The organism is Streptomyces sp. NPDC007991 (assembly GCF_042958445.1).
Classification (GTDB): Bacteria; Actinomycetota; Actinomycetes; order Streptomycetales; family Streptomycetaceae; genus Streptomyces.
The window spans coordinates 238901-261721 of record NZ_JBIBJD010000005.1 but is presented as its reverse complement, the minus strand read 5'-3'; the positions used below and the strand labels follow the sequence as shown (position 1 = coordinate 261721).

At 71.0% G+C, this 22821-nt stretch carries 20 protein-coding genes and 1 pseudogene; 8 read left to right on the top strand and 13 right to left on the bottom strand.

Annotated features, from left to right (window positions below):
• Positions 1 to 12 precede the first annotated feature (12 nt).
• The 9 genes from ACFZDA_RS15800 to ACFZDA_RS15760 form a co-directional block, all read right to left on the bottom strand.
• The gene (locus ACFZDA_RS15800) at positions 13 to 747 is read right to left on the bottom strand and encodes a PIG-L family deacetylase (RefSeq protein ID WP_391080781.1); all 735 of its coding nucleotides are present in this window, start codon (positions 745 to 747) and stop codon (positions 13 to 15) included.
• 50 nt (positions 748 to 797) lie between these two features.
• Positions 798 to 2099: an alpha/beta fold hydrolase gene (locus ACFZDA_RS15795; protein WP_391080778.1), complete on the bottom strand. Its 1302-nt coding sequence runs from the start codon at positions 2097 to 2099 to the stop codon at positions 798 to 800.
• A 109-nt stretch (positions 2100 to 2208) separates the two neighbouring features.
• Positions 2209 to 3234 carry a substrate-binding domain-containing protein gene (locus tag ACFZDA_RS15790; protein WP_391080775.1) on the bottom strand — a complete coding sequence of 342 codons (1026 nt, stop codon included), beginning with the start codon at positions 3232 to 3234 and terminating at the stop codon, positions 2209 to 2211.
• Positions 3235 to 3321: 87 nt separating this feature from the next.
• Positions 3322 to 4746: a BNR-4 repeat-containing protein gene (locus tag ACFZDA_RS15785; RefSeq protein WP_391080772.1), complete on the bottom strand. Its 1425-nt coding sequence runs from the start codon at positions 4744 to 4746 to the stop codon at positions 3322 to 3324.
• A 17-nt stretch (positions 4747 to 4763) separates the two neighbouring features.
• Entirely contained in the window at positions 4764 to 5084 is a 321-nt protein-coding gene (locus ACFZDA_RS15780) for an L-rhamnose mutarotase (protein ID WP_391080770.1), read from the bottom strand.
• Positions 5085 to 5101: 17 nt separating this feature from the next.
• Complete coding sequence (gene rhaS / locus ACFZDA_RS15775; RefSeq protein ID WP_391080767.1) at positions 5102 to 6187, bottom strand: rhamnose ABC transporter substrate-binding protein; 1086 nt, start codon at positions 6185 to 6187, stop codon at positions 5102 to 5104.
• A gap of 29 nt (positions 6188 to 6216) precedes the next feature.
• Complete coding sequence (locus ACFZDA_RS15770; RefSeq protein WP_391080764.1) at positions 6217 to 7209, bottom strand: ABC transporter permease; 993 nt, start codon at positions 7207 to 7209, stop codon at positions 6217 to 6219.
• Positions 7202 to 8242, bottom strand: a complete 1041-nt coding sequence (locus ACFZDA_RS15765; protein ID WP_391080761.1) for an ABC transporter permease — start codon at positions 8240 to 8242, stop codon at positions 7202 to 7204. Before ACFZDA_RS15765 ends, ACFZDA_RS15770 begins: the two co-directional genes overlap by 8 nt.
• Positions 8239 to 9756, bottom strand: coding sequence for an ATP-binding cassette domain-containing protein (locus ACFZDA_RS15760; protein WP_391080758.1), 1518 nt, complete (start codon positions 9754 to 9756; stop codon positions 8239 to 8241). The genes ACFZDA_RS15765 and ACFZDA_RS15760 overlap by 4 nt, the downstream gene beginning before the upstream one ends.
• 270 nt (positions 9757 to 10026) lie before the next feature.
• On the opposite strand from ACFZDA_RS15760, the gene rhaI reads away from it, so the two are divergent.
• The 6 genes from rhaI (at position 10027) to ACFZDA_RS15730 (ending at position 17725) form a co-directional block, all read left to right on the top strand.
• A complete protein-coding gene (rhaI, locus tag ACFZDA_RS15755) occupies positions 10027 to 11187 on the top strand; it encodes an L-rhamnose isomerase (RefSeq protein WP_391080755.1) in 1161 nt (386 codons plus the stop codon).
• A 108-nt stretch (positions 11188 to 11295) separates the two neighbouring features.
• Entirely contained in the window at positions 11296 to 13335 is a 2040-nt protein-coding gene (locus ACFZDA_RS15750; RefSeq protein ID WP_391080753.1) for a bifunctional aldolase/short-chain dehydrogenase, read from the top strand.
• A complete protein-coding gene (locus ACFZDA_RS15745; RefSeq protein ID WP_391080749.1) occupies positions 13332 to 14780 on the top strand; it encodes an FGGY-family carbohydrate kinase in 1449 nt (482 codons plus the stop codon). Before ACFZDA_RS15750 ends, ACFZDA_RS15745 begins: the two co-directional genes overlap by 4 nt.
• Positions 14781 to 14850: 70 nt before the next feature.
• Positions 14851 to 15606: a heterodisulfide reductase-related iron-sulfur binding cluster gene (locus ACFZDA_RS15740; protein WP_391080746.1), complete on the top strand. Its 756-nt coding sequence runs from the start codon at positions 14851 to 14853 to the stop codon at positions 15604 to 15606.
• Positions 15603 to 17081: a LutB/LldF family L-lactate oxidation iron-sulfur protein gene (locus tag ACFZDA_RS15735; protein WP_391080744.1), complete on the top strand. Its 1479-nt coding sequence runs from the start codon at positions 15603 to 15605 to the stop codon at positions 17079 to 17081. Before ACFZDA_RS15740 ends, ACFZDA_RS15735 begins: the two co-directional genes overlap by 4 nt.
• Positions 17078 to 17725 carry an LUD domain-containing protein gene (locus ACFZDA_RS15730; protein WP_391080741.1) on the top strand — a complete coding sequence of 216 codons (648 nt, stop codon included), beginning with the start codon at positions 17078 to 17080 and terminating at the stop codon, positions 17723 to 17725. The genes ACFZDA_RS15735 and ACFZDA_RS15730 overlap by 4 nt, the downstream gene beginning before the upstream one ends.
• 16 nt (positions 17726 to 17741) lie before the next feature.
• Here the strand turns inward: ACFZDA_RS15730 and ACFZDA_RS15725 are convergent.
• Positions 17742 to 18200 (bottom strand): annotated as a pseudogene (locus tag ACFZDA_RS15725) (SDR family NAD(P)-dependent oxidoreductase); the annotation flags it as partial.
• Between the two features lie 111 nt (positions 18201 to 18311).
• On the opposite strand from ACFZDA_RS15725, the gene ACFZDA_RS15720 reads away from it, so the two are divergent.
• Positions 18312 to 19169, top strand: a complete 858-nt coding sequence (locus tag ACFZDA_RS15720) for an AAA family ATPase (RefSeq protein WP_391080738.1) — start codon at positions 18312 to 18314, stop codon at positions 19167 to 19169.
• Positions 19166 to 20524, top strand: coding sequence for a VWA domain-containing protein (locus ACFZDA_RS15715; protein ID WP_391080735.1), 1359 nt, complete (start codon positions 19166 to 19168; stop codon positions 20522 to 20524). The genes ACFZDA_RS15720 and ACFZDA_RS15715 overlap by 4 nt, the downstream gene beginning before the upstream one ends.
• Positions 20525 to 20566: 42 nt before the next feature.
• Here the strand turns inward: ACFZDA_RS15715 and ACFZDA_RS15710 are convergent, their stop codons facing one another.
• The 3 genes from ACFZDA_RS15710 to ACFZDA_RS15700 form a co-directional block, all read right to left on the bottom strand.
• Positions 20567 to 20926 carry a cupin domain-containing protein gene (locus ACFZDA_RS15710; protein WP_391080732.1) on the bottom strand — a complete coding sequence of 120 codons (360 nt, stop codon included), beginning with the start codon at positions 20924 to 20926 and terminating at the stop codon, positions 20567 to 20569.
• A 61-nt stretch (positions 20927 to 20987) separates the two neighbouring features.
• Positions 20988 to 21968, bottom strand: coding sequence for a pyridoxal-phosphate dependent enzyme (locus tag ACFZDA_RS15705; RefSeq protein WP_391080729.1), 981 nt, complete (start codon positions 21966 to 21968; stop codon positions 20988 to 20990).
• On the bottom strand, positions 21965 to 22657 hold the full coding sequence (locus tag ACFZDA_RS15700) for a PAS domain-containing protein (RefSeq protein WP_391080726.1): 693 nt from the start codon (positions 22655 to 22657) through the stop codon (positions 21965 to 21967). Before ACFZDA_RS15700 ends, ACFZDA_RS15705 begins: the two co-directional genes overlap by 4 nt.
• Positions 22658 to 22821 lie beyond the last annotated feature (164 nt).

Here is a 22821-nt window from a genome sequence, read left to right as displayed (position 1 = left end):
TCATGCTCGCCGTCATCTGGGGAACAGTTCGAACGCCACCGCCGGCTTGCCCCCGAACCGCTCCCCGGTGGCCTCGGCGTGCCGGGTGAGGAAGCCGCGGACGTAGGTCTCCGGGTCCTCGTCGGTCAGAGCCTCGATGTAGGTGCGGTGTTCCAGCAGTGAGCGCACCGCGCGTTCCATGCCGGACGTCGCGTCGACCGCGTGCGTGGGGCTGCTGGAGCCGGCGACGGCGACCCAGCGCACGCCGTCCCAGGGTTGAAGGCCCTGCTCGGTGAGCTCCGGGAAGATCCAACGGTTGCCCGCGTCGCCGGCCGCGTCGAGCGTGGCCCGGCCGACCGCGACGTGGTCCGGGGTGTTCCAGGCGACGCCGCCCCAGGTGTCACGGTGGTTGAGCGTGATGACCAGTTCGGGCCGGTGCCGGCGGATCGCGGCGGCGATGTCGCGGCGCAGGGCGGTGCCGTACTCGACGACACCGTCCCTGTGGTCGAGGAACTCCACGGCCGACACGCCGACCACCGCCGCGCTCGCCCGCTGCTCCCGCTCCCGCAGGGGCCCGCACAGCTCGGGCTCCAGTGTGTCGATGCCCGCCTCGCCCCGGGTCGCCAGCACATAGGCGACCTCGCGGCCCTCGTCGGTCCAGGCCGCGATCGCCGCAGAGCAGCCGTACTCGAGGTCGTCGGGGTGGGCCACGACCGCGAGGGCACGCCGCCAGTCATCGGGCATGGGCTTGAGTTGAGTGGTCGTCATGCCCGCAGACTAATCCGCGCCGCCGGCATCACCATGTGTCCGGCACGGCATCACGCCTCGTTCCGCACCAGCGCCAGCAGCCGGTCGAGGACCCGCTGGCCGCCGGTGCGCACGCCGTCGTGCTCGAACTCGTCCGTGACCCAGGTGCGCAGGCCGCCGATGGCGCGGGCGGTGCGCAGCGAGTGGGCCGTGTCGACGTACATGTCGTCGTGGAAGACGGCGGCGACGACGGGTACGTCATTGGCGGCGAGGCGGGCCGGATCGTACAGCGGTGTCCAGTCGGTGCGGGCGGCGAGCAGGTCGGCCGTCTCGCGCAGGGGGCGCAGCGCCGGGTCGCAGTCGAACATCCAGGGGTGGATCGACTCGCCGGTGAACAGCAGCGGTTCGTCTCCCGCGAGGGCCTTGGCGGCGTCGAACTGGGGGAACTCGGCGCGCACCCGCTCGGCCGACCAGGCGGTGGGCCGGGCGTCCTGGCCGTAGATCGCCTCGTGGACGAGGGCGTACAGCGGGTGGCGGGCGTAGGAGAGCATGCCCTGCGCCTGCTCCTGGAACGCGTCGGAGAGCGTCAGGCCCTGCGGGGTGCGGACGAAGGCGTTCTCCAGGAGGTAGTGCAGGCGGTGGGTGCCGTCGCCGGTGCCGAGGACGATGCCGAGGGACTGGAAGGCCTCGACGGTGAGCCGGTAGCCGTTCGGCAGGACCACGTCGTGCGTCAGGAGGTGGTCGGCGATCCTGCGGGCACGTTCGGCGTCCTGCGGGTAGCGGGCGTAGTGCGCGGTGACCTTGCGTTCGATGCGCGGGAAGGCGGCCCGGTAGACGTCGTCGGCGTGCGCGTCCAGGGAGGGCAGCCCGCCGGTGATCACGGCGGTGGCCAGGCCCTCGGGCGCCAGGGACAGGTAGGTGGTCAGGCAGAAGCCGCCGAAGCTCTGGCCGAGGACGGTCCAGGGGGCGCCGCCGGTGACCTGCGCGCGGATGGCCTCGCAGTCGCGGACGATCGAGTCGGCCCGGAAGTGGGTGAGGTAGCCGGCCTGTTCGGCGGGGCCGCCGCGCAGCGGGAGCGTCTGCCGGTTGGCGGGCGTGCTGTGGCCGGTGCCGCGCTGGTCGAGGAGGAGCACGCGGTACTCCTTCAGCGCGCGGCCGAGCCAGCCCGGCCGGCCGACGGAGCGGTCCGCGCCGAAGCCGGGCCCGCCCTGGAGGTAGAGCAGCCACGGCAGATCCTGGTGCGCCTTGTCGCTGGCGACGACCTCGCGGGCGTACAGCTCGATCGTCTCGCCCCCGGGGCGGCCGTGGTCGAGGGGGACGGTGAAGCGGCGGTCGGTGAGGACGACTCCGGGCTGGCGGTAGCTGAGGGACAACAGGGCTCCCGGGACGGACGGATTTTCGGGCCGCGTCCCAGTTCATCACAGCGGGCGTCCGCGGGTGGCCCCTTCGGATCATGAAATCTTCCTGAACGGCGGTTCAGGCTCAGCGGGCGGACAGACTGGAGCGGCGGACCACCAGCTCCGGCTGGAGGACGACCCGCCGGTGCTCGTGCGGCCGGGCCGGGCCCTCCTCCTCCGTCTCCTCCAGGAGCAGGTCGGCCGCCATGGCGCCCATGGTGACGGCGGGCTGCCGTACCGAGGTGAGGGGGACGGCCGCGGCGGCGGCGAACTCGATGTCGTCGTAGCCGACGATGGCGAGGTCGTCCGGGACGCCGACACCGGCCGCGTACATGGCCTGGAGGACCCCGAGCGCCAGCAGGTCGTTGGCGCAGAAAACGGCGGTAGGCCGGTCGGCGAGGCCGAGCAGACGGGCGCCGGCGTCCCGGCCGGCGGCGACGTCGAGCCGTTCGGTGGGCAGCTCGCGCAGCGCGTCGGGGCCGAGCCCGGCCTCCGCGAGCGCTTCGAGTGCGCCGGTGCGCCGGTCGCGGACCTGGTTGAGGCCGGGCGGGCCGCTGACGTAGGCGAGGGAGCGGTGCCCGGCGTCGACGAGATGGCGTACGGCCAGGGCGCCGCCGGCGACGTCGTCGACGGAGACCGAGCACTCGGTGGTGCCCTCGGCGACCCGGTCGACCAGGACGAACGGGATGCCGTGCCGGCGGAACGCCTCGATGTTGCGGCCCGTGGCGTCGGCCGGGGTGAGCAGCACACCGCGCACGCGCTGTTCGGCGAAGAGCGACAGGTACTCGGCCTCCTCGCCCGGGCTCTGGGCGCTGTTGCAGACCATCACGCCGAGCCCGGCCTGCCGTGCGGCGCGTTCGGCACCGCGGGCCACGTCGACGAAGAAGGGGTTGCCCATGTCGAGGACGAGCAGCCCCATGATGCGGCTGCGGCCCGCGCGCAGTTGGCGCGCGGACTCGCTGCGGACGTAGCCGAGCCGGTCTATCGCGGACAGCACGCGGGCCCGGGTCTCGGTGGCGACCGTGTCCGGGCGGTTGATCACGTTCGACACCGTGCCGACGGAGACTCCGGCGGCGCGGGCGACGTCCTTGATACCCACCGACTGGGCCATCGGGCAGGGACCTCCAGGGGGAGACGAGGGGGGTGGCGGCCGGGGCGGCTTCACATTACGGCACGCCGCCCCGGGAACCGGGCGCGGTCAGGCGGGCAGCCGGAAGTCGACGACGTGCAGCGCCGAGGGCGTCGTACCGCTGGACTTCTCCTGGTACATGAAGGACAGCACCCCGTCCTGCGCGACGCGCATCTCGTCGATGACGACCTCGCCGAACGCGTTGAGGCCGCTGCCGTCGAACAGGATCTTCCAGTCGGTGTAGCCGGAGGCCGCCGAGGCGCCGGCTATCCGCCCGAAGGGGAAGATCGCGTAGGCGTTGTCGTACCTGTCCAGGATCAGCTTGGTGCGCTGGCTGGAGTTGAGCGGAACCGGGATCTCGGTCTTCTGCCAGGAGCCCGAGGCGTTCTTGCGGACGTGGAAGGCGCGTCCGTTGGCGGTGCGGTCGGCCACGTAGTTCGTGGTGCACTGACCGAAGCGGCCCGGGACGTAGGAGATGATCGCGTGCGGCCGGCCCGCCGAGTCGGTGAACTGGCTCTCCTGGTTCATCAGGGAGTGGTCCGGGTTGAGCGGGTCGACGACCAGGCCGGCGTCGGTCACGGACACCTTGTCGGAGCCGCCGGTGACGCCGACGACGGTGCCCGCGTTGTTGCGCCAGGTACGGCCGCGGTCGTCGGAGTAGACGTAGCCGGTGTCGTGGTTGGTGATGCCGCCGCTGTTGCACATCACGGCGCCGTTCTGCTCGCGCCAGGTGAAGAAGGAGTGCAGCCGGCCGCTGCGGTCGTAGTCGATGCCGTGCAGGTACATGTTGCGGGCGGTCGAGGAGCCGTGCTCGCTGGTGTACGTGCCGGTGGAGCTGGACCACTCCCCCAGGTTGGTCCACTTGGTGCCGTCGTACTCGGCGAGCGCGTTGCGGCCGTTGCCGGAGATGGCGACGCGGTAGCTCAGCTGGAGCTTGCCGTCGGGCGTGGAGATGAACTGCGGGTAGGTGAACTGCGAGGTCAGCGCGAGGCCGTCCAGGGTGGTCTGGGGCGCGCCGAAGCGGCTCGCGGTCCAGCTCAGCCCGCCGGGGTTGTCCAGGAGCCCGGCGACCGACTTGACGTAGGTGAAGCCGTCGCTGTGGGAGTCCATGTTCAGGTGCAGCCGGCCGTCGACCTTGGAGACGCCCATGGAGATGACGTTGTGGGAGTCGTTCGTCTTGAGGGTGTGACCGACCTTCACCGTCGACCAGGTGCTGCCGCCGAGTACCCGTCGTCCGACGACGGCGCCCCGGTCGGCGGTGTACCAGACGGCGTACTGGTAGCCCTTGTAGGTCAGCAGGCCGTTCTTCTGGAACGAGTTGTTGTTGACCAGGCCGTCGTACGACACGAAGAAGATGGCCTGGCTGTCGAGGGTCGTGGTGCCGGTCCGGGTGACGGAGGGGCCGGGGTCGGCGGCCCGCGCGGTGCCGGAGGCGAGGGCGGGGGTCACCACGGCTCCGGCGAAGGCCGCGGCCAGCAACGTACGTCTGCGCATCTCATGAACTCCATTGTTCAGGCGAGGTGGAACACTTCCGTGAGCGGTTTCATGGCCTCGTCGGGCCGGGCGCCGTCCAGCGACTCGAAGAACGGCGCCATCTCCGCCTGCCAGCGGGCGTTGACGTCGGTGGCTTCCATACCGGCCTGGGCGGCTGCGAAGTCCTCGGTCTCCAGGTAGCCGACGAGCAGTCCGTCCTCGCGCAGGAAGAGCGAGTAGTTGTGCCAGCCGGTCGCCTTCAGGGCGCCGAGCATCTCGGGCCACACGGCGGCGTGCCGCTCGCGGTACTCGTCGAGGCGGTCCGCCCGGACCTTCAGCAGGAAGCACACGCGCTGCATCAACAACCCTCCGGTGATCAGAAGTTGAACTGGTCGATGTTCTTGGCGTCGAACACGGTCGGCTTGCCGAGGCTGATCACGCCGTCCTTGCCGATGGTGTACTCGCCCATGGAGCCGGCCTTGAAGGTCTCGCCCTCCTTGCCGGTGATCTGCCCGGAGGACAGGGCGACGGCGGTACGGGCGGCCAGCTCGCCGAGCTTCGCCGGGTCCCACAGCTCGAACGCCTCGACGGTGCCGTTCTTGACGTACTTGCGCATGTCGTTCGGGGTGCCGAGGCCGGTCAGCTTGACCTTGCCCTTGTACTTGGAGCCCGACAGGTACTGGGCGGCGGCCTTGATGCCGACGGTGGTCGGGGAGATGATCCCCTTCAGGTTCGGGTGCTCCTGGAGCAGGCCCTGGGTCTGCTGGAAGGACTGCTGGGCGTCGTCGTTGCCGTACGCGGTCTTCACCAGCTTCATGTTCTTGTACTCGGGCTTCTTCAGCTCGTCCTTCATGAAGTCGATCCAGGTGTTCTGGTTCGTCGCGGTCTGCGCGGCGGACAGGATCGCGATCTCGCCCTTGTAGCCGATCTGCTTGGCGAGCAACTGCACCTCGGTACGGCCCAGGTCCTCGGCGGAGGCCTGCGAGACGAAGGCGTTGCGGCAGTCGGGGGTGGTGTCCGAGTCGTAGGTGACGACCTTGATGCCGTTCTTCATGGCCTGCTTGAGCGCGGTGCACAGGGCGCCCGGGTCCTGCGCGGAGACGGCCATCGCGTCGACCTGCTGCTGGGTGAGCGTGTTGACGTAGCTGACCTGCCCGGAGGTGTCGGTCGCGCTGGACGGCCCGACCTCCTTGTACGTGGAGCCCAGTTCCTTCAGCGCCTTCTCGCCGCCCTTGTCGGCGGAAGTGAAGTACGGGTTGTTGACCTGCTTGGGCAGGAACCCGACGGTGAGGCCCTTCTTGGTGGCCGCGTTCGGGTCGGCCTTGCCCGCGGTGGCGGCGCCCCCGCCCTCGTTCGCGACGTCCTTCTTGGTGGTACCGCCGCCGCAGGCGGTGAGCGCGAGCGCGAGAGAGGTGGCGGTGGCGAGGGCCGCGCAGCTGCGGCGGAGGGTCGACTTGCGCATGGCGTTGGTCCTTTATGAGGAAGGGCTGATTAGGAGGTGGGAGTCGAGGCGGCTCTGCGGCCCGCCCTCGCTGTGGAGATCTGCCGCACGACCCGGGGGCCGAGCACGGACAGAACGAGCAGGACGCCGGTGACGACGATCTGGGACTGGGCGGACACGTCCTGAAGGCTCATCACGTTCTGCAGCGCGCCGAGGAGGAACACCCCCGCGATCGCACCGCCCAACGTGCCCTTGCCGCCGTCGAAGTCGATACCGCCGAGCAACACGGCGGCCACGACGGACAGTTCGAGGCCGGTGGCGTTGTCGTAGCGGGCGCTGGCGTAGTGCAGCGCCCAGAAGATGCCGGTCAGGGAGGCCATCAGGCCGGTCAGCGTGAACAGGATCAGCTTCTGCCGCTTGACCCGGATCCCGGCGAACCGCGCCGCCTCCTCACTCGCCCCGATCGCGAACAGCGACCGCCCGAACGGCGTGGCGTGCAGCGCGACCACGGCGACGGCCAGCAGGACGAGGAACGGCAGGAGGGCGTACGGGATGAACGTGTCGCCGATGCGCCCGGACGCGAAGTCCAGGTACTGCGTGGGGAAGTCGGTCACCGCGTCCGAGCCGAGCACGATCTGCGCGATACCCCGGTACGCGGCCAGCGTGCCGATGGTGACGGCCAGCGACGGCAGTCCCAGCCGGGTCACCAGCAGTCCGTTGACCAGCCCGCACACCACACCCAGCAGCAGACAGATCGGGATGATCGTCTCGATGGCCATGCCCTGGTTCCACAGCGCGCCCATCACCGCGCCGGACAGCCCCGCCGTGGACGCCACCGACAGGTCGATCTCCCCGGAGACGACCAGCAGGGTCATCGGCAGTGCGATCAGCGCGATCGGCAGCGTGTTGCCGATCAGGAACGACAGGTTGAGCGCGTTGCCGAACCCGTCGACGAAGCCGAAGGAGAACAGCAGGACCACGATCAGCAGGGCGCCGACGACCGTGTCCCAGCGGACCGCTCGGCTCAGGGAGGTGTCAGCCATGGCGGGCGTTCCTCTTCTTCAGGGCGGAGGCCACGCGCAGCGCGACGATCCGGTCGACCGCGATGGCGAGGATGAGCAGGATGCCGTTGATCGCGAGCACCCACACGGAGCTGACGCCGAGGGCGGGCAGCACACTGTTGACGGAGGTCAGCAGCAGCGCGCCGAGGGCCGCGCCGTAGACGCTGCCGGAGCCGCCGGTGAAGACGACGCCGCCGACCACGACCGCGCTGACGACGGTCAGTTCGTAGCCGTAGCCGGTGCCTGAGTCGACGTTGCCGAACCGGGCGAGGTACATCGCGCCGGCGAGTCCGGCGAGGGCGCCGCAGAAGGTGTACGCGGCGAGGATCCGCTTGCGCACGGGGATGCCGGCGAGGCGGGCGGCCTCGGGGTTGGAGCCCAGCGCGTAAAGCTCGCGGCCGCTGGCGAAGTGCTTGAGGTAGTAGGCCGTCGCCACCAACACCGCCAGCGCGATCAGCGCCAGGTACGGCACCGCCGAGATCCCGCCGGAGCCGAAGTCGACGAACCCGCCGGGCAGATCGGCCGCGGTGATCTGGCTGGAGCCGACCCAGATGGAGTCGACGCCGCGGATGATGTAGAGCGTGCCCAGGGTGACGACGAGCGCGGGCACCTGGCCGATGCTGACGAGCAGGCCGTTGAGCAGTCCGAAGCCGATGCCGAGCACCACGGACAGGGCGATCGCCACGACCGGGTTGCCACCGTCCTGGAGATACGTTCCGGCGGCGAAGGCGCTGATGCCGAGTGTGGATCCGACGGACAGGTCGACGTTGCGGGTGATGACGACGAGGGACTGGCCGGTGGCGACCAGCACGAGGATCGTCGCGTTCAGCAGCAGGTCCTTGATGCCCTGTTCGGAGAGGAACTCGCTGTTGCCGGCCTGGGTGACGGCGATCATCACCAGGAAGACGGCGAGGATGGCGAGTTCGCGCATCTTGAAGACGCGGTCGACGAGGCGGGTGCCGCTCGACTTGGGCACGTCGGCCACGGGGGCCTCTTGTGGGGTGACGACCGTCATGCGGCGGCCCTCCCCGTGGCTGCGGCCATCACGGTTTCCTCGGTGGCGTCGGAGCGTGGGATCTCGGCGGTGAGACGGCCCTCGTGCATGACCAGCACGCGGTCGGCCATACCGAGGATCTCGGGCAGGTCGGAGGAGATCATCAGGACGGCCACGCCGTCGGCGGCGAGCTGGGACAGCAGCCGGTGCACCTCGGCCTTGGTGCCGACATCGATGCCGCGGGTCGGCTCGTCGACGATCAGCACCCTGGGCGCGGTGGCGAGCCACTTGGCGAGCACGACCTTCTGCTGGTTGCCGCCGGACAGGGTGTTGACGGTGTCGGCGATCCGGGCGTACTTGACCTGGAGCTTGACGGCCCAGTCGAGGGAGCGGCTGCGCTCGGCGCCGCGGTCCATCAGGCCCGCCTTCACCGTGGTGCGCAGTCCGGTGAGCCCGATGTTCCGCTCGATCGACATGTCCATCACCAGGCCCTGGGCGCGCCGGTCCTCGGGGACCAGGGCGAGTCCGGCGGCCATCGCGGTGGACGGGGCGCCGTTGACCAGGGCCTTGCCGTCGACGGTGACCTCGCCGGCGTCCCAGCGGTCGATACCGAACACGGCCCGGGCGACCTCCGTACGCCCGGCGCCGACGAGTCCGGCGAGGCCGACGATCTCGCCGTGCCGCACCTCGAAGGAGACGTCGGTGAACACCCCCTCGCGGGTCAGCCGGCGCACGCTCAGGGCGACCTCGCCCGGCCGCACGTCCTGCTTGGGGTAGAGCTCGTCGAGGTCGCGGCCGACCATGCGGCGCACCAGGTCGTCCTCGGTCATGCCCGCCAGCGGCTCGCTGCCGACCCAGGCGCCGTCGCGCAGGGTGGTGACCCGCTGGCAGATCTCGAAGATCTCCTCCAGCCGGTGGGAGATGAACAGCACGGCGGCGCCCTGTTCGCGCAGGGTGCGCACCACGCCGAAGAGGCGGGCGACCTCGCTGCCGGTGAGCGCGGCGGTCGGCTCGTCCATGATCAGGACGCGGGCGTCGAAGGAGAGGGCCTTGGCGATCTCGACGATCTGCTGGTCGGCGATGGACAGTCCGCGGGCGGGCCGGTCGGGGTCGAGTTCGACTCCGAGGCGCTCCATGAGGGCGGCGGTCGCGTTGTGCGTGGCCTTGTGGTCGATCCGGCCGAGGGCGCGCCGGGGCTGGCGGCCCATGTAGATGTTCTCGGCGATCGACAGGTCGGGGAAGAGCGTGGGCTCCTGGTAGATCACGGCGATACCTGCGTCGCGGGCGTCGCCGGGACCATGGAAGGCGACGGGCGCACCGTCGAGCAGCACCTGGCCGGCGTCCGGCCGGTGCACCCCGGCGAGCGTCTTGATGAGGGTCGATTTGCCGGCACCGTTCTCACCGGCGAGGGCGTGCACCTCCCCGGGGAACAGCTCAAGGGAGACGTCCCGCAGTGCGCGGACCGCGCCGAAGGACTTGGAGACGTCCTTCAGTGCCAGAACCGGGGCCGGACCCGTGGTGGACGGGTGGGTCATGGGGGCTCCTCGACGACGCCGGCGGTACCGCCTCTCGGCGTCGTGGGCGTCGTGAAAGGTTTCAACTGGGTTGCCGGGACGTTAGGCGTGCCGCGCATGTCACGTCAATGGGTTCCGGTCGAAAAAGTTTCGAGGACAGAAGGTCACGCCCGGGTCACGAGCAATCGTGTCGACGGGAGGGGTTGACACCCCTTCGGGGGGCCCATAACTTCGCCTCCTGAATCGTTTCATTCGGTGGTCGTTACGACCCGATGCCTCAGGAGCCCTGACGTGACCGAGCTCGCCGCGGTGAAGGCCGCTCTCAAGACCCAGGCAGTCGAGACGCCGTCGTGGGCGTACGGGAACTCGGGCACGCGCTTCAAGGTGTTCGCGCAAGCGGGTGTGCCGCGCGATCCGTACGAGAAGCTCGACGACGCGGCGAAGGTGCACGAGTTCACGGGGGTCGCCCCGACGGTCGCCCTGCACATCCCGTGGGACAAGGTCGACGACTACGCGGCGCTGGCGAAGCACGCCGAGAAGCGCGGGGTGAAGCTCGGCGCGATCAACTCCAACACGTTCCAGGACGACGACTACAAGCTCGGGAGCATCTGCCACCCGGAGGCCTCCGTGCGCCGCAAGGCCGTCGACCATCTGCTGGAGTGCGTCGACATCATGGACGCGACCGGTTCCACGGACCTGAAGCTGTGGTTCGCCGACGGGACGAACTATCCCGGGCAGGACGACATCCGGGCCCGGCAGGACCGGCTCGCCGAGGGGCTCGCGGAGGTCTACGAGCGGCTGGGCGACGGGCAGCGGATGCTCCTGGAGTACAAGTTCTTCGAGCCGGCCTTCTACGCGACCGACGTGCCGGACTGGGGCACGGCGTACGCCCACTGCCTGAAGCTCGGGCCGAAGGCGCAGGTCGTCGTCGACACGGGGCATCACGCGCCGGGGACCAACATCGAGTTCATCGTGGCGACGCTGCTGCGGGAGGGGAAGCTCGGCGGGTTCGACTTCAACTCGCGGTTCTACGCGGATGACGACCTGATGGTCGGGGCCGCGGATCCCTTCCAGCTGTTCCGGATCATGTACGAGGTGATCCGGGGCGGCGGGTTCTCGCCCGAGGTGGCGTTCATGCTCGACCAGTGCCACAACATCGAGGCGAAGATCCCGGCGATCATCCGGTCGGTGATGAACGTGCAGGAGGCGACGGCGAAGGCACTGCTCGTCGACCGGGAGGCGCTGGGTGAGGCGCAGAGGTCGGGTGACGTACTCGGGGCGAATGCCGTGCTGATGGACGCGTACAACACCGACGTGCGTCCTCTTCTCGCCGAGGTGCGGGGGGAACTGGGGCTCGATCCGGATCCGATCGGTGCGTATCGCCGTTCCGGGTGGGCGGAGAAGATCGCCGAGGAGCGCGTCGGCGGACAGCAGGCCGGTTGGGGGGCGTAAGCGTCTGCCGGGTTCTGTTCGATTCGGACTGCGGGCCATGTGTGGCTGGTCGCGCAGTTCCCCGCGCCCCTGAAGGCATCACCCACTCCCGTCTGAAAAGGAACTGTCATGACACCCCACCCCGAAGCCGCCGCTCTCCTGGCCCGTTCGCATCGGCTCGGCTCTGATCCCCGTAACACCAACTACGCGGGCGGCAACGCCTCCGCCAAGGGCACCGGGAGCGACCCCGTCACCGGTGGTGATGTCGAGCTGATGTGGGTCAAGGGGTCCGGCGGGGATCTCGGGACACTGACCGAGGCCGGGCTGGCCGTGCTGCGGCTGGACCGGATGCGGGCGCTCGTCGATGTCTATCCGGGCGTGGAGCGCGAGGACGAGATGGTCGCCGCGTTCGACTACTGCCTGCATGGCAAGGGCGGGGCGGCTCCCTCCATCGACACGGCCATGCACGGGCTGGTCGAGGCCGCGCACGTCGATCATCTGCACCCCGACTCCGGTATCGCGCTGGCGTGCGCCGCCGACGGGGAGAAGCTGACCGCCGAGTGTTTCGGGGACAGTGTCGTGTGGGTGCCGTGGCGGCGGCCCGGATTCCAGCTGGGGCTGGACATCGCGGCCGTGAAGGAGGCCAATCCGCAGGCCATCGGGTGCATTCTGGGCGGGCACGGCATCACCGCCTGGGGTGACACGTCCGAGGAGTGCGAGCGGAACTCGCTGCACATCATCCGGACCGCGGAGAAGTTCCTCGCCGAACGCGGCAAGGCCGAGCCCTTCGGGCCGGTGATCGAGGGGTACGCCGCGCTGAGCGCCGGGGAGCGCCGGGAGCGGGCCGCCGCGCTCGCGCCGTACGTCCGTGCCCTCGCCTCCCTGGACCGGCCCCAGGTCGGGCACTTCAACGACTCCGAGGTCGTCCTCGACTTCCTCGCGAGCGCCGAGCATCCGCGGCTGGCCGCGCTGGGCACCTCCTGCCCGGACCACTTCCTGCGGACCAAGGTCCGGCCGCTGGTCCTCGACCTGCCGCCGACCGCTCCGCTCGACGAGGCCGTGGCCCGGCTGAAGGAGCTGCACGCGCAGTACCGCGAGGAGTACGCCGCCTACTACCAGCGGCACGCCGAGCCCGACTCCCCCGCCATGCGCGGCGCCGACCCGGCGATCGTGCTGGTCCCGGGCGTGGGCATGTTCAGCTTCGGCAAGGACAAGCAGACCGCCCGGGTGGCCGGTGAGTTCTACGTCAACGCCATCAATGTGATGCGCGGCGCGGAGGCCGTCTCCTCGTACGCGCCGATCGAGGAGTCCGAGAAGTTCCGCATCGAGTACTGGGCCCTTGAGGAGGCCAAGCTCCAGCGGATGCCGAAGCTCAAGGCGCTCGCGACGCGGGTGGCGCTGGTGACCGGTGCCGGCAGCGGGATCGGGAAGGCCATCGCGCACCGGCTGGCCGCCGAGGGCGCCTGTGTCGTCGTGGCCGATCTGAACGGCGAGAACGCGGCCGCGGTCGCCGAGGAACTGGGCGGGCCGGACAAGGCCGTCGCCGTGACGGTGGACGTCACGTCCGAGGAGCAGATCGCCGAGGCCTTCAAGGCGGCCGTGCTGGCGTTCGGCGGTGTCGATCTGGTCGTCAACAACGCCGGCATCTCGATCTCCAAGCCGCTGCTGGAGACCTCGGCGAAGGACTGGGACCTCCAGCACGACATCATGGCGCGCGGGTCGTTCCTGGTGTCGCGGGAAGCGGCGCGGGTGATGATCGCGCAGGAGCTGGGCGGCGACATCGTCTACATCGCGTCGAAGAACGCGGTGTTCGCCGGGCCCAACAACATCGCCTACTCGGCCACCAAGGCCGATCAGGCCCATCAGGTGCGGCTGCTCGCCGCCGAGCTGGGCGAGCACGGCATCCGCGTCAACGGCGTCAACCCGGACGGCGTCGTGCGCGGCTCCGGGATCTTCGCCGGCGGGTGGGGGGCCCAGCGGGCCGCCGTGTACGGGGTCGAGGAGGACAAGCTCGGCGAGTTCTACGCCCAGCGGACCATCCTCAAGCGTGAGGTGCTGCCCGAGCATGTCGCGAACGCGGTCTTCGCCCTCACCGGCGGCGATCTGACCCACACCACCGGGCTGCACGTCCCGGTCGACGCCGGCGTCGCGGCCGCCTTCCTGCGGTGAGCGCGGCCGTGAAGTCGTACGCCGCGGTCGACCTCGGCGCGTCCAGCGGGCGCGTCATGGTCGGCCGCGTCGGCCCCGACAGCCTGGAGCTGACCGAGGCGCACCGCTTCCCGAACCGGCCCGTGCGCGTGCCCGAGGGGCTGCGCTGGGATGTGCTCGGTCTGTATGCGGGGGTGCTGGACGGGCTGAAGGCGGCCGGGCAGGTCGACTCCGTCGGGATCGACAGCTGGGCCGTGGACTACGGGCTGCTCGACGCGGACGGGGCGCTGCTCGGCAATCCCGTGCACTACCGGGACTCCCGTACGGAGGGGGTCGCGGAGACGGTGTGGGCGACCGTCCCGGCGGAGGAGCTGTACGCGGCGACCGGGTTGCAGTACGCGCCCTTCAACACCCTGTACCAGCTGACGGCGGCTCGCTCCTCGGCCCACCTGTCCTCCGCCGAGCGGCTGCTGCTCATCCCCGACCTGCTGACGTACTGGCTCACGGGCGAGCAGGGCACCGAGCTCACCAACGCCTCGACGACCCAGCTGATCGATCCCCGCACGCGCGACTGGTCGTACGACATCGCCTCGCGGCTGGGGATCGACCTGGGGCTGTTCGCTCCGCTGCGGCAGCCCGGTGATCCGGCGGGTCTGCTGCGCGGCGCGGTGCTGGAGGAGACCGGGCTGACCGGGCCCGTGCCCGTGACGGCGGTCGGGTCGCACGACACCGCGTCGGCCGTGGCCGCCGTACCCGCCGGGCGGGAGCGGTTCGCGTACATCTGCACCGGCACCTGGTCCCTGGCCGGTCTGGAGCTGGACGCGCCGGTGCTGACCGAGGAGAGCCGGGCGGCCAACTTCACCAACGAGCTGGGGCTGGACGGCACGGTCCGGTACCTGCGCAACATCATGGGGCTGTGGCTGCTCCAGGAGTGCGTGCGGGCCTGGGGCGAGCCGGACCTGGGCGCGCTGCTGCTGGAGGCCTCCAAGGTGGAGGCGTTGCGGTCGGTCGTGGACGCGGGCGACACGGCGTTCCTCGCGCCGGGGCGGATGCCGGAGCGGATCGCCGCGGCGTGCCGGGCCTCGGGGCAGCCGGTGCCGGAGTCGCCGGCCGAGGTGACGCGCTGCATCCTCGACTCCCTCGCCCTCGCCCACCGCGAGGCCGTCCAGGACGCGCAGCGGCTCGCCGGGCATCCGGTCGACGTGGTGCACGTGGTGGGCGGCGGTACGCGCAACGCGCTGCTGTGCCAGCTGACCGCCGACGCGTGCGGCCTGCCGGTGGTGGCGGGGCCGACCGAGGCCGCCGCCCTGGGCAATGTGCTCGTGCAGGCGCGGGCCCACGGGCTGGCCGGTGATCTGGCGGGGATGCGGCGGCTGCTCGTCCGTACCCAGCCGCTCACGCGCTACGAGCCGCGCGGCGGGACCGAGCGGTGGCGCGCCGCGCAGGACCGGCTCGCCGGGGACTGACGGGGTCTCCCCCGGCTGTCGTCCCCCGGCTACGCTGCACTCATCCGATGATCGACCACAAGGAGCCGCGATGCGTGTCGCCCTGTTCCTGACCTGTGTCAACGACACGCTGTATCCGGACACCGGGCGCGCCGTGGTGAAACTGCTGACCAGACTGGGCGTCGACGTCGACTTCCCGATGGCGCAGACCTGCTGCGGCCAGGCCCACTACAACACCGGATACCGGCACGAGGCCGAACCGCTCGCCCGGCACTTCTCCGATGTCTTCGGTGGGTACGAGGCGATCGTGACGCCGTCCGGATCGTGCGGGGCGATGGTGCGGGAGCTGTATCCGCGGATGGGCGAGCGGGCCCGGGCCGAGGGGCGGGGTGACGCCCTCGCGGCGACGCTGGCGCCGGTGGTGCCGAAGACGTACGAGCTCACGGAGTTCCTGGTGGATGTGCTGGGCGTGACGGACGTCGGGGCCTACTACCCGCACAAGGTGACCTACCACCCGACCTGTCACGGTCTGCGCGGACTCGGGCTCGGCGACCGGCCGAGGCGGCTGCTCCAGGCCGTGAAGGGGCTGGAGCTGGCCGAGCTGCCGGGGGCCGACGAGTGCTGCGGGTTCGGCGGCACCTTCGCGCTGAAGAACGCCGACGTCTCGGCGGCGATGGGTGCCGACAAGGTACGCAACGCCGAGTCGACGGGCGCCGAGGTGCTGTGCGCGGCCGACAACTCCTGCCTGATGCACATCGGCGGCACGATGACCCGGCTGCGGACCGGCATGCGGCCGGTGCACATCGCGGAGATCCTGGCGAGCACGGAGGAGGAACCGGCCGTATGAGCGGGACGTATCTCGGGATGCCGGCGTTTCCGGACGCCGCGCGGGAGGCTGTGGGCGACAAGACGCTGCGCGGCAATCTGCGGCACGCCACGCACACCATCCGCGCCAAGCGCGCCAAGGCCGTGTCGGAGATGTCCGACTGGGCCGAGCTGCGCGAGGCGGGCAAGCGGATCAAGGACCACACGCTGCGCCACCTCGACCGCTACCTGGAGCAGCTGGAGAAGGCGGTGACCGCGGCCGGCGGCGTCGTCCACTGGGCCGCCGACGCGGCCGAGGCCAACGAGATCGTCACCCAGCTCGTGAAGATGACCGGCGAGTCGGAGGTCGTCAAGGTCAAGTCGATGGCCACGCAGGAGATCGGGCTCAACGAGGCGCTCCAGGCGGAGGGCATCCGCGCCTACGAGACGGATCTCGCCGAGCTGATCGTGCAGTTGGGCAAGGACCGGCCCTCGCACATCCTCGTCCCGGCCATCCACCGCAACCGCGGCGAGATCCGCGACATCTTCTCCCGGGAGATGAGCGAGTGGGGCCGCCCGGCCCCCGAGGGCCTCACCGACACGCCCGCCGAACTCGCCGAAGCGGCCCGGCTGCACCTGCGGGAGAAGTTCCTGCGCGCCAAGGTCGGCATCTCCGGCGCCAACTTCATGGTCGCCGAGACGGGCACGCTGGTGGTCGTGGAGTCGGAGGGCAACGGCCGGATGTGCCTGACGCTGCCCGAGACGCTGATCTCGGTCGTCGGCATCGAGAAGATCGTGCCGACGTGGCGGGACCTGGAGGTGTTCCTGCAGACCCTCCCCCGCTCCTCGACGGCCGAGCGCATGAACCCGTACACCTCCACCTGGACCGGCACGACCGACGAGGACGGGCCGGGCACCTTCCATCTGGTGCTGCTGGACAACGGCCGCACCGACACCCTCGCCGACGAGGTCGGCCGGCAGGCGCTGCGCTGCATCCGCTGCTCGGCGTGCCTGAACGTGTGCCCGGTGTACGAGCGGGCCGGCGGCCACGCGTACGGCTCGGTGTACCCGGGCCCGATCGGCGCGATCCTCAGCCCTCAACTGCGGGGCACGGGCAGCGAGATCGACGCCTCGCTGCCGTACGCGTCGTCGCTGTGCGGCGCGTGCTACGAGGTGTGCCCGGTCGCCATCGACATCCCCGAGGTGCTGGTGCATCTGCGGGAACGGGTGGTGGAGGGCGGGGAGGTCACCCGGGAGGGCAACAAGGTGGTGCTGCGGCCGGCGAAGGGGCATGCCGCCGAGCGGGCGGCGATGCGCGCGGCACGCTGGGCGTTCACGCACCCGGGCGCGCTGCGCACCGGGCAGCGCGCCGCCTCCCGGACCCGGCGCTTCCACCCCCGCACACTGCCGGGGCCCGGCCGGGCCTGGAGCGGGACCCGGGATCTGCCACCGGTGCCCGCCGAGCCGTTCCGGGACTGGTGGCAGCGGACGCGCGGCGGGAAGGACGGGAACAAGTGAACAGCAGGGAGCGGATTCTCGGACGGGTGCGGCGCGCGCTGGCGGATGTGCCACGGGACGAGATGCCGTACGAGCAGGCGGTTGCGCGTGACTATGCGCGCGAGCACGGCGACCGGAGTGTCGAGGAGACCGTCGAACTGCTCGCCGAGAACCTCGCGGACTACCGGGCGATCGTGCACCGTACGGACACCGAGGGGCTGGCCGGGTTGATCGCGGGGCTGCTGGAGAAGCGCGGCTCGGCGTCGGTGCTGGTGCCGCCCGGGCTGGACGAGGGGTGGCTGGCGGCGACCGGTGTGACACGGGTGACGGACCGGGCGGAGACCACGCCGCGGGAACTCGACCGGGTGGACAGCGTGGTGACGGCCTGTGCGGTCGCGATCGCGGAGACCGGGACGATCGTGCTGGACGGCTCGCCCGACCAGGGCCGTCGCCGGATCACGCTCGTCCCGGACCACCACATCTGTGTCGTACGCGTCCCCGGCCAGGTCGTGTCGTCCGTGCCGCAGGGTCTGGAACGCCTCGATCCGGCGCGGCCGTTGACCTGGATCTCCGGTCCGTCGGCGACCAGCGACATCGAGCTGGACCGGGTCGAGGGGGTGCACGGTCCGCGCACGCTGGAGGTGATCCTGGTGGGCGGCGCCTGACGGGCCGAGCGCCGGCTCAGAGCATGATCGAGTCGACGTAGCCGCCGTCGACGCGCAGGGCGCCGCCGGTCGTCGCCGAGGCTTGGCCGGAGGCGAGGCAGACGACCATGTGGGCGATCTCCTCCGGCTCGATGAGCCGCTGGAGCGGGGACCGCGGCCGGTGCTACCGCATGAAGGCGCGCTGGCCTCGTCCCAGGGCAGTCGCGGCCGACGAGCCGGTGGACGAAGTCCTCGACGCCGCCGGTGCGGGTCGGTCCGGCGATGACGGAGTTCACCGTGACGCCGGTGCCGGCCGCCCGCTTGGCGAAGGCCCGGCTCACCGCGAGCAGGGCCGTCGCCGACATGCCGTAGTGGATCATCTCGGCGGGATCACGACCGCCGAGTCGCCGGCGATGTACTGGACGCGTCCCCAGCCGCGTCCGGTCATGCCGGGCAGGACGAGACGGGCGAGGCGGACGGCCGAGCTGCCGTTGACGCCCATCCTGGCACCGACGGGTTCTGCACGCGGAGTCTCCGTGACATCATCGGTGAGCAAGCGCTTGGACACCTCACTGCCCTGCCCGCTGCCGCCGACCTGGAGGCCCCGTTGTTCACATCCGTCGACGACGTCTCCGCGCGTCTGGCCGAGACCGGCTATCTCGCCTCGCCCGCCGTCGCCACGACCGTCTTCCTCGCCGACCGCCTCGGCAAGCCGCTGCTGGTGGAGGGCCCGGCCGGGGTCGGCAAGACGGAGCTCGCCAAGGCCGTCGCGGAGGTCTCAGGGGCGCGGCTGGCGCGCCTGCAGTGCTACGAGGGGGTCGACGAGTCCCGCGCACTGTACGAGTGGAACCACGCCAAGCAGCTGTTGCGCATCAGCGCCGGCCGCGACGAGACGTGGGACGAGACGCGCACCGACATCTTCAGCGAGGAGTTCCTGCTCACCCGGCCGCTGCTGACGGCCATCCGGGGTGACGACCCGAAGGTGCTGCTGATCGACGAGACCGACAAGGCGGATGTCGAGGTGGAGGGCCTGCTCCTGGAGGTGCTCAGCGACTTCCAGGTGACCGTGCCGGAGCTGGGCACCATCACCGCGACGCGCCGCCCCTTCGTCGTCCTCACGTCCAACGCGAGCCGGGAGCTGTCCGAGGCGCTGCGCCGCCGCTGCCTCTTCCTCCACATCGGCTTCCCCGAGGAGGAGCTGGAGCGCCGGATCGTACGGCTGAAGGTGCCGGGGCTCGACGAGGCGCTGGCCCGCTCGGTCGTCCGGGTCGTGGGCGCGCTGCGGGCGATGGACCTGCGCAAGGTGCCGTCGGTGGCCGAGACCATCGACTGGGCGCGCACGCTGCTCGCCCTCGGCGCGGACACCCTGGACGAGACGGTCGTGCGGGCTACGCTCGGGGTGCTCCTCAAGCACCAGGACGACGTGCTCAAGGCGACCGCCAAGCTGGACCTGGACGCCCTGTGACCACGCCGGCGGGGGTCGCGGAGCGGCTGACCTCCCTGGTCGGGGCGTTGCGCGCGCACGGCATCCGGATCGGCACCGGTGAGACGGTCGACGCGGCGCGGGCGGTCGAGGCGCTCGGCCTCGCGGACCGGGAGCTGCTGCGCGAGGGGCTCGCTGCGACTCTGCTGCACGGTCCCGGCGGGCGGCAGGTGTTCGACCCCGTCTTCGACCTGTACTTTCCGCGCGGTGTCGGCGGCCCGGAGGAGAAGGCCGCCGGCCGGGACGATCTGCGTGACCGGCTGGCGGCCGCGCTCGCCGCCGACGACCATGCGCTGCTGGGCCGGCTGGCGGTCGAGGCGGTCGACGGTTTCGGCGGGTACGGTTCCGCGCCGGGGTCGGACGGCTGGTCGTCGTACCAGACACTGGAACGGCTGCGTCCGCAGACCCTGCTCGCCCGGGTCCGCGACGACGTGCGCGGCCGGGGCGGGAGTGCGGGGTTCACGGACCGGCTGCTGGAGGACGAGATCCGTCGGCGTATCGAGAGCTTCCGCGCGTTGGTGGCGGCGGAGGCGCGGCGCCGGGTCGCCGAGCGACGCGGGCGGGACGAGATCGCCCGGCGGGCGGTGGCGCCGACCGCCGACCAGGTCGAGTTCCTGTTCGCCGGGACGGCCCGGCTGGCCGAGCTGCGCAGGACGGTTCAGCCGCTCGCCCGCAAGCTCGCGACGCGGCTCGCGGCCCGCCGCCGCCGTGCCTCCCGGGGCGCGATCGACCTGCGGCGGACCCTGCGCGGTTCGCTGTCGACGGGCGGCGTGCCGATGAAGCCGGTGCTGCGCAGGCGGCGTCCCGTCCGCCCCGAACTGGTGCTGCTGTGCGATGTGTCGGGATCGGTGTCCGGCTTCTCCGACTTCACGATGCTGCTGGTGCAGGCGCTGCACGACCAGTTCAGCAAGGTGCGGGTGTTCGCCTTCGTCAACCGGATCGACGAGGTGACCGGACTGCTGCGGCACGGCACCGCGGATCCGGAGGGACTCAGTGCCCGTATCCAGGCGGAGGCCACGCTCACGGGCTGGCACGGCAGCAGCGACTACGGCATGGCGCTGGGCGAGTTCGCGGAACGCCACGGCGACGCCGTCGGCCCGCGCACGACCGTCTTCGTCCTCGGTGACGCCCGCACGAACATGAGCGACCCGAACCTGCCGGCCGTACGGCAGATCGCCGAACGGGCCCGCCGGGTCTACTGGCTGAACCCCGAGCAGCGGTCGCGCTGGGGCACGGGCGATTCCGCCGCACCCTCCTACGCCGAGCTGGTCCAGATGCACGAGTGCCGCACCGTCCGGCAGTTGAGCTCACTGGTGGGACGGCTGCTGCCGGTGTGATCAGGCGGCCCGCACGAAGGACGACGGGACTCGCGGACACGCCTAGTCCTTCTTGGCATACTCCTTGGCCATGCTGCCCGCGAAGTCGTACACCACGCACTGCTCGTCGCCGACGACCCAGGCGTCGTGGCCGGGTGAGCAGACGAACACGTCGCCGGCTCCCACTTCGCCTTCCGCTCCGTCGTCCATGCGGATGCGCATGCGGCCCGAGACGACGTAGCCGTTGTGGTGGATCTGACAGCTGTCGGTCCCGGCGATCGGAGCCACGGACTCGGACCAGCGCCAGCCTGGTTCGAACGTGGCGATGGCGAAGTCCAGTCCCGACATGTGGACGGCTTCCAGATGGCCTCGGGGGTAGTCGCGCCGCTCGTCCGGCTTGTCGAGCGTCTTCATCTCAAGCATGACGCTCCTCCTCGGTGAGGGATGTGCTTCCATCGTCCGTCCGGCGAGCGGGCCGCGCCATTCAGGCGGTAGCGGTGCCGCACAGCCGGGCGAAGCGCTCCGCGTCGATGTTGCCGCCGGAGAGGATGACGCCGACGCGGCGCGGGAGAGGGCCCGCGCGGCCGGTGAGCAGGGCGGCCAGCGGGGTGGCACCGCTCGGCTCCACGACGATCTTCAGGCGTTCGAAGGCGAACCGCATCGCGTCCCGGATCTCGTCGTCGGTGACCAGGACGATGTCGTCGACGAGCCGCCGGTTGACGGAGAAGGTGAGTTCGCCGGGGGTGTGCAGGGCCTGTCCGTCGGCGATGGTGTGCGGCACCGGGATGCTGACGCGCCGTCCCGCCTCCAGGGAGCGCTTGGTGTCGTCCCCGGCCTCCGGTTCGACACCGATCATCCGGATGTCCGGGTGCAGGCCCTTGGCCGCCGTGGCGCTGCCGGCCATCAGCCCTCCGCCGCCGACCGGCGTGAGCAGCGCGCCCAGCTCCCCCGTCTCTTCGAGGAGTTCGAGCGCGGCCGTGCCCTGTCCGGCCATCACGTGCGGATGCTCGTACGGCGGGATGACGGCGAGACCCCGCTCGGCGGCCAGGGCCTCGGCGATGGCGACCCGATCGCCGGTGTAGCGGTCGTAGGTGACGATCTCGGCGCCGTAGCCGGCGGTGGCCGCCCGCTTCGACGGCGGGGCGTCCTCCGGCATGACGATCACGGCGGTGGTACCGAGCTCGCGGGCGGCCAGGGCGACGGCCTGGGCGTGGTTGCCGGAGGAGTAGGCGGCGATGCCCCGGGACAGCTGGTCGGGAGTGAGGCGGGAGGCGGCGTTGTAGGCGCCGCGGATCTTGAAGGCGCCGACGCGTTGGAAGTTCTCGCACTTGAGGTGGATCTCGGCGCCGACGAGTGCGTCGAGGGTGCGGGAGCGCAGGACGGGCGTGCGGTGGGCGACGCCCCGGAGCCGGGCGGCGGCGTCCCGGACGTCATCGAGGGTGACCGGTGGGGTGGTGGTCGTCACGCGTGTCCTCCAGCGGATGTGCCGGACGCCGCGCTGCGGGCGGCCCGGGCCTGGGAGAGGTAGTTGTAGGCGGAGGCGCGGGAGATGCCGAGCCGGGCGGCGACCTGCTCGACCGCGCCGCGCACGGCGAAGACCCCGCGGGTGTCGAGCCCGCCGAACAGCTCCAGGCGCTCGGCGCGGTCGAGCTCCGCCCAGCTGCCGCGCTGTTTCGACTGGTGGGCGTCGACAAGGGCGTCGACGACGGAGTCGATGTCGTCGCCGAAGGTGGTGGTCGGCAGCTCGGCGGGGGCCGCGCCGACTCCGGCGAGGGCGCCGAGCAGGTCGTGGGCCTGGCTGACGGCACTGACGTCCACGTTGACACAGAGCGCGCCGAACACGGCTCCCGTGGAGTCCCGCAGCACCATCGTGGAGGACTTCACCAGTGTCCCGTTCCGGGTGCGGGTGATGTAGTTCAGGTCGTCGGCCGCCTCGTCCCCGTGGGAGAGGACGCGCATGCCGATCTCGCTCATCGCGCCGCCCACCGTCCGCCCGGTGACCGATCCGGCCACGGCGACGACGGACTTCTCCCGGTTCCGGTAGTCGTGCAGCACGACTTCGCAGACCGGCCCGAAGGTCGCGGCGATCCCGTCGACGACCGGTGTCAGCGCGGCGAGGATCGCATCCCGTTCCGCGGTCAGAGCCTCTCGCATGGATTTAGACTACAGGTCCAGAGCCTGGACCACCAGTCCATAACTTGGCCCAACAATTGGCAATGATTTCCACATGACTTCGGCCCGAACCCGCTCGTGACATTCATTTCCATCTAGCGTGGCGCCTGCCGGACACCCGGCACCCCCTGTGCACATCCGTCCTG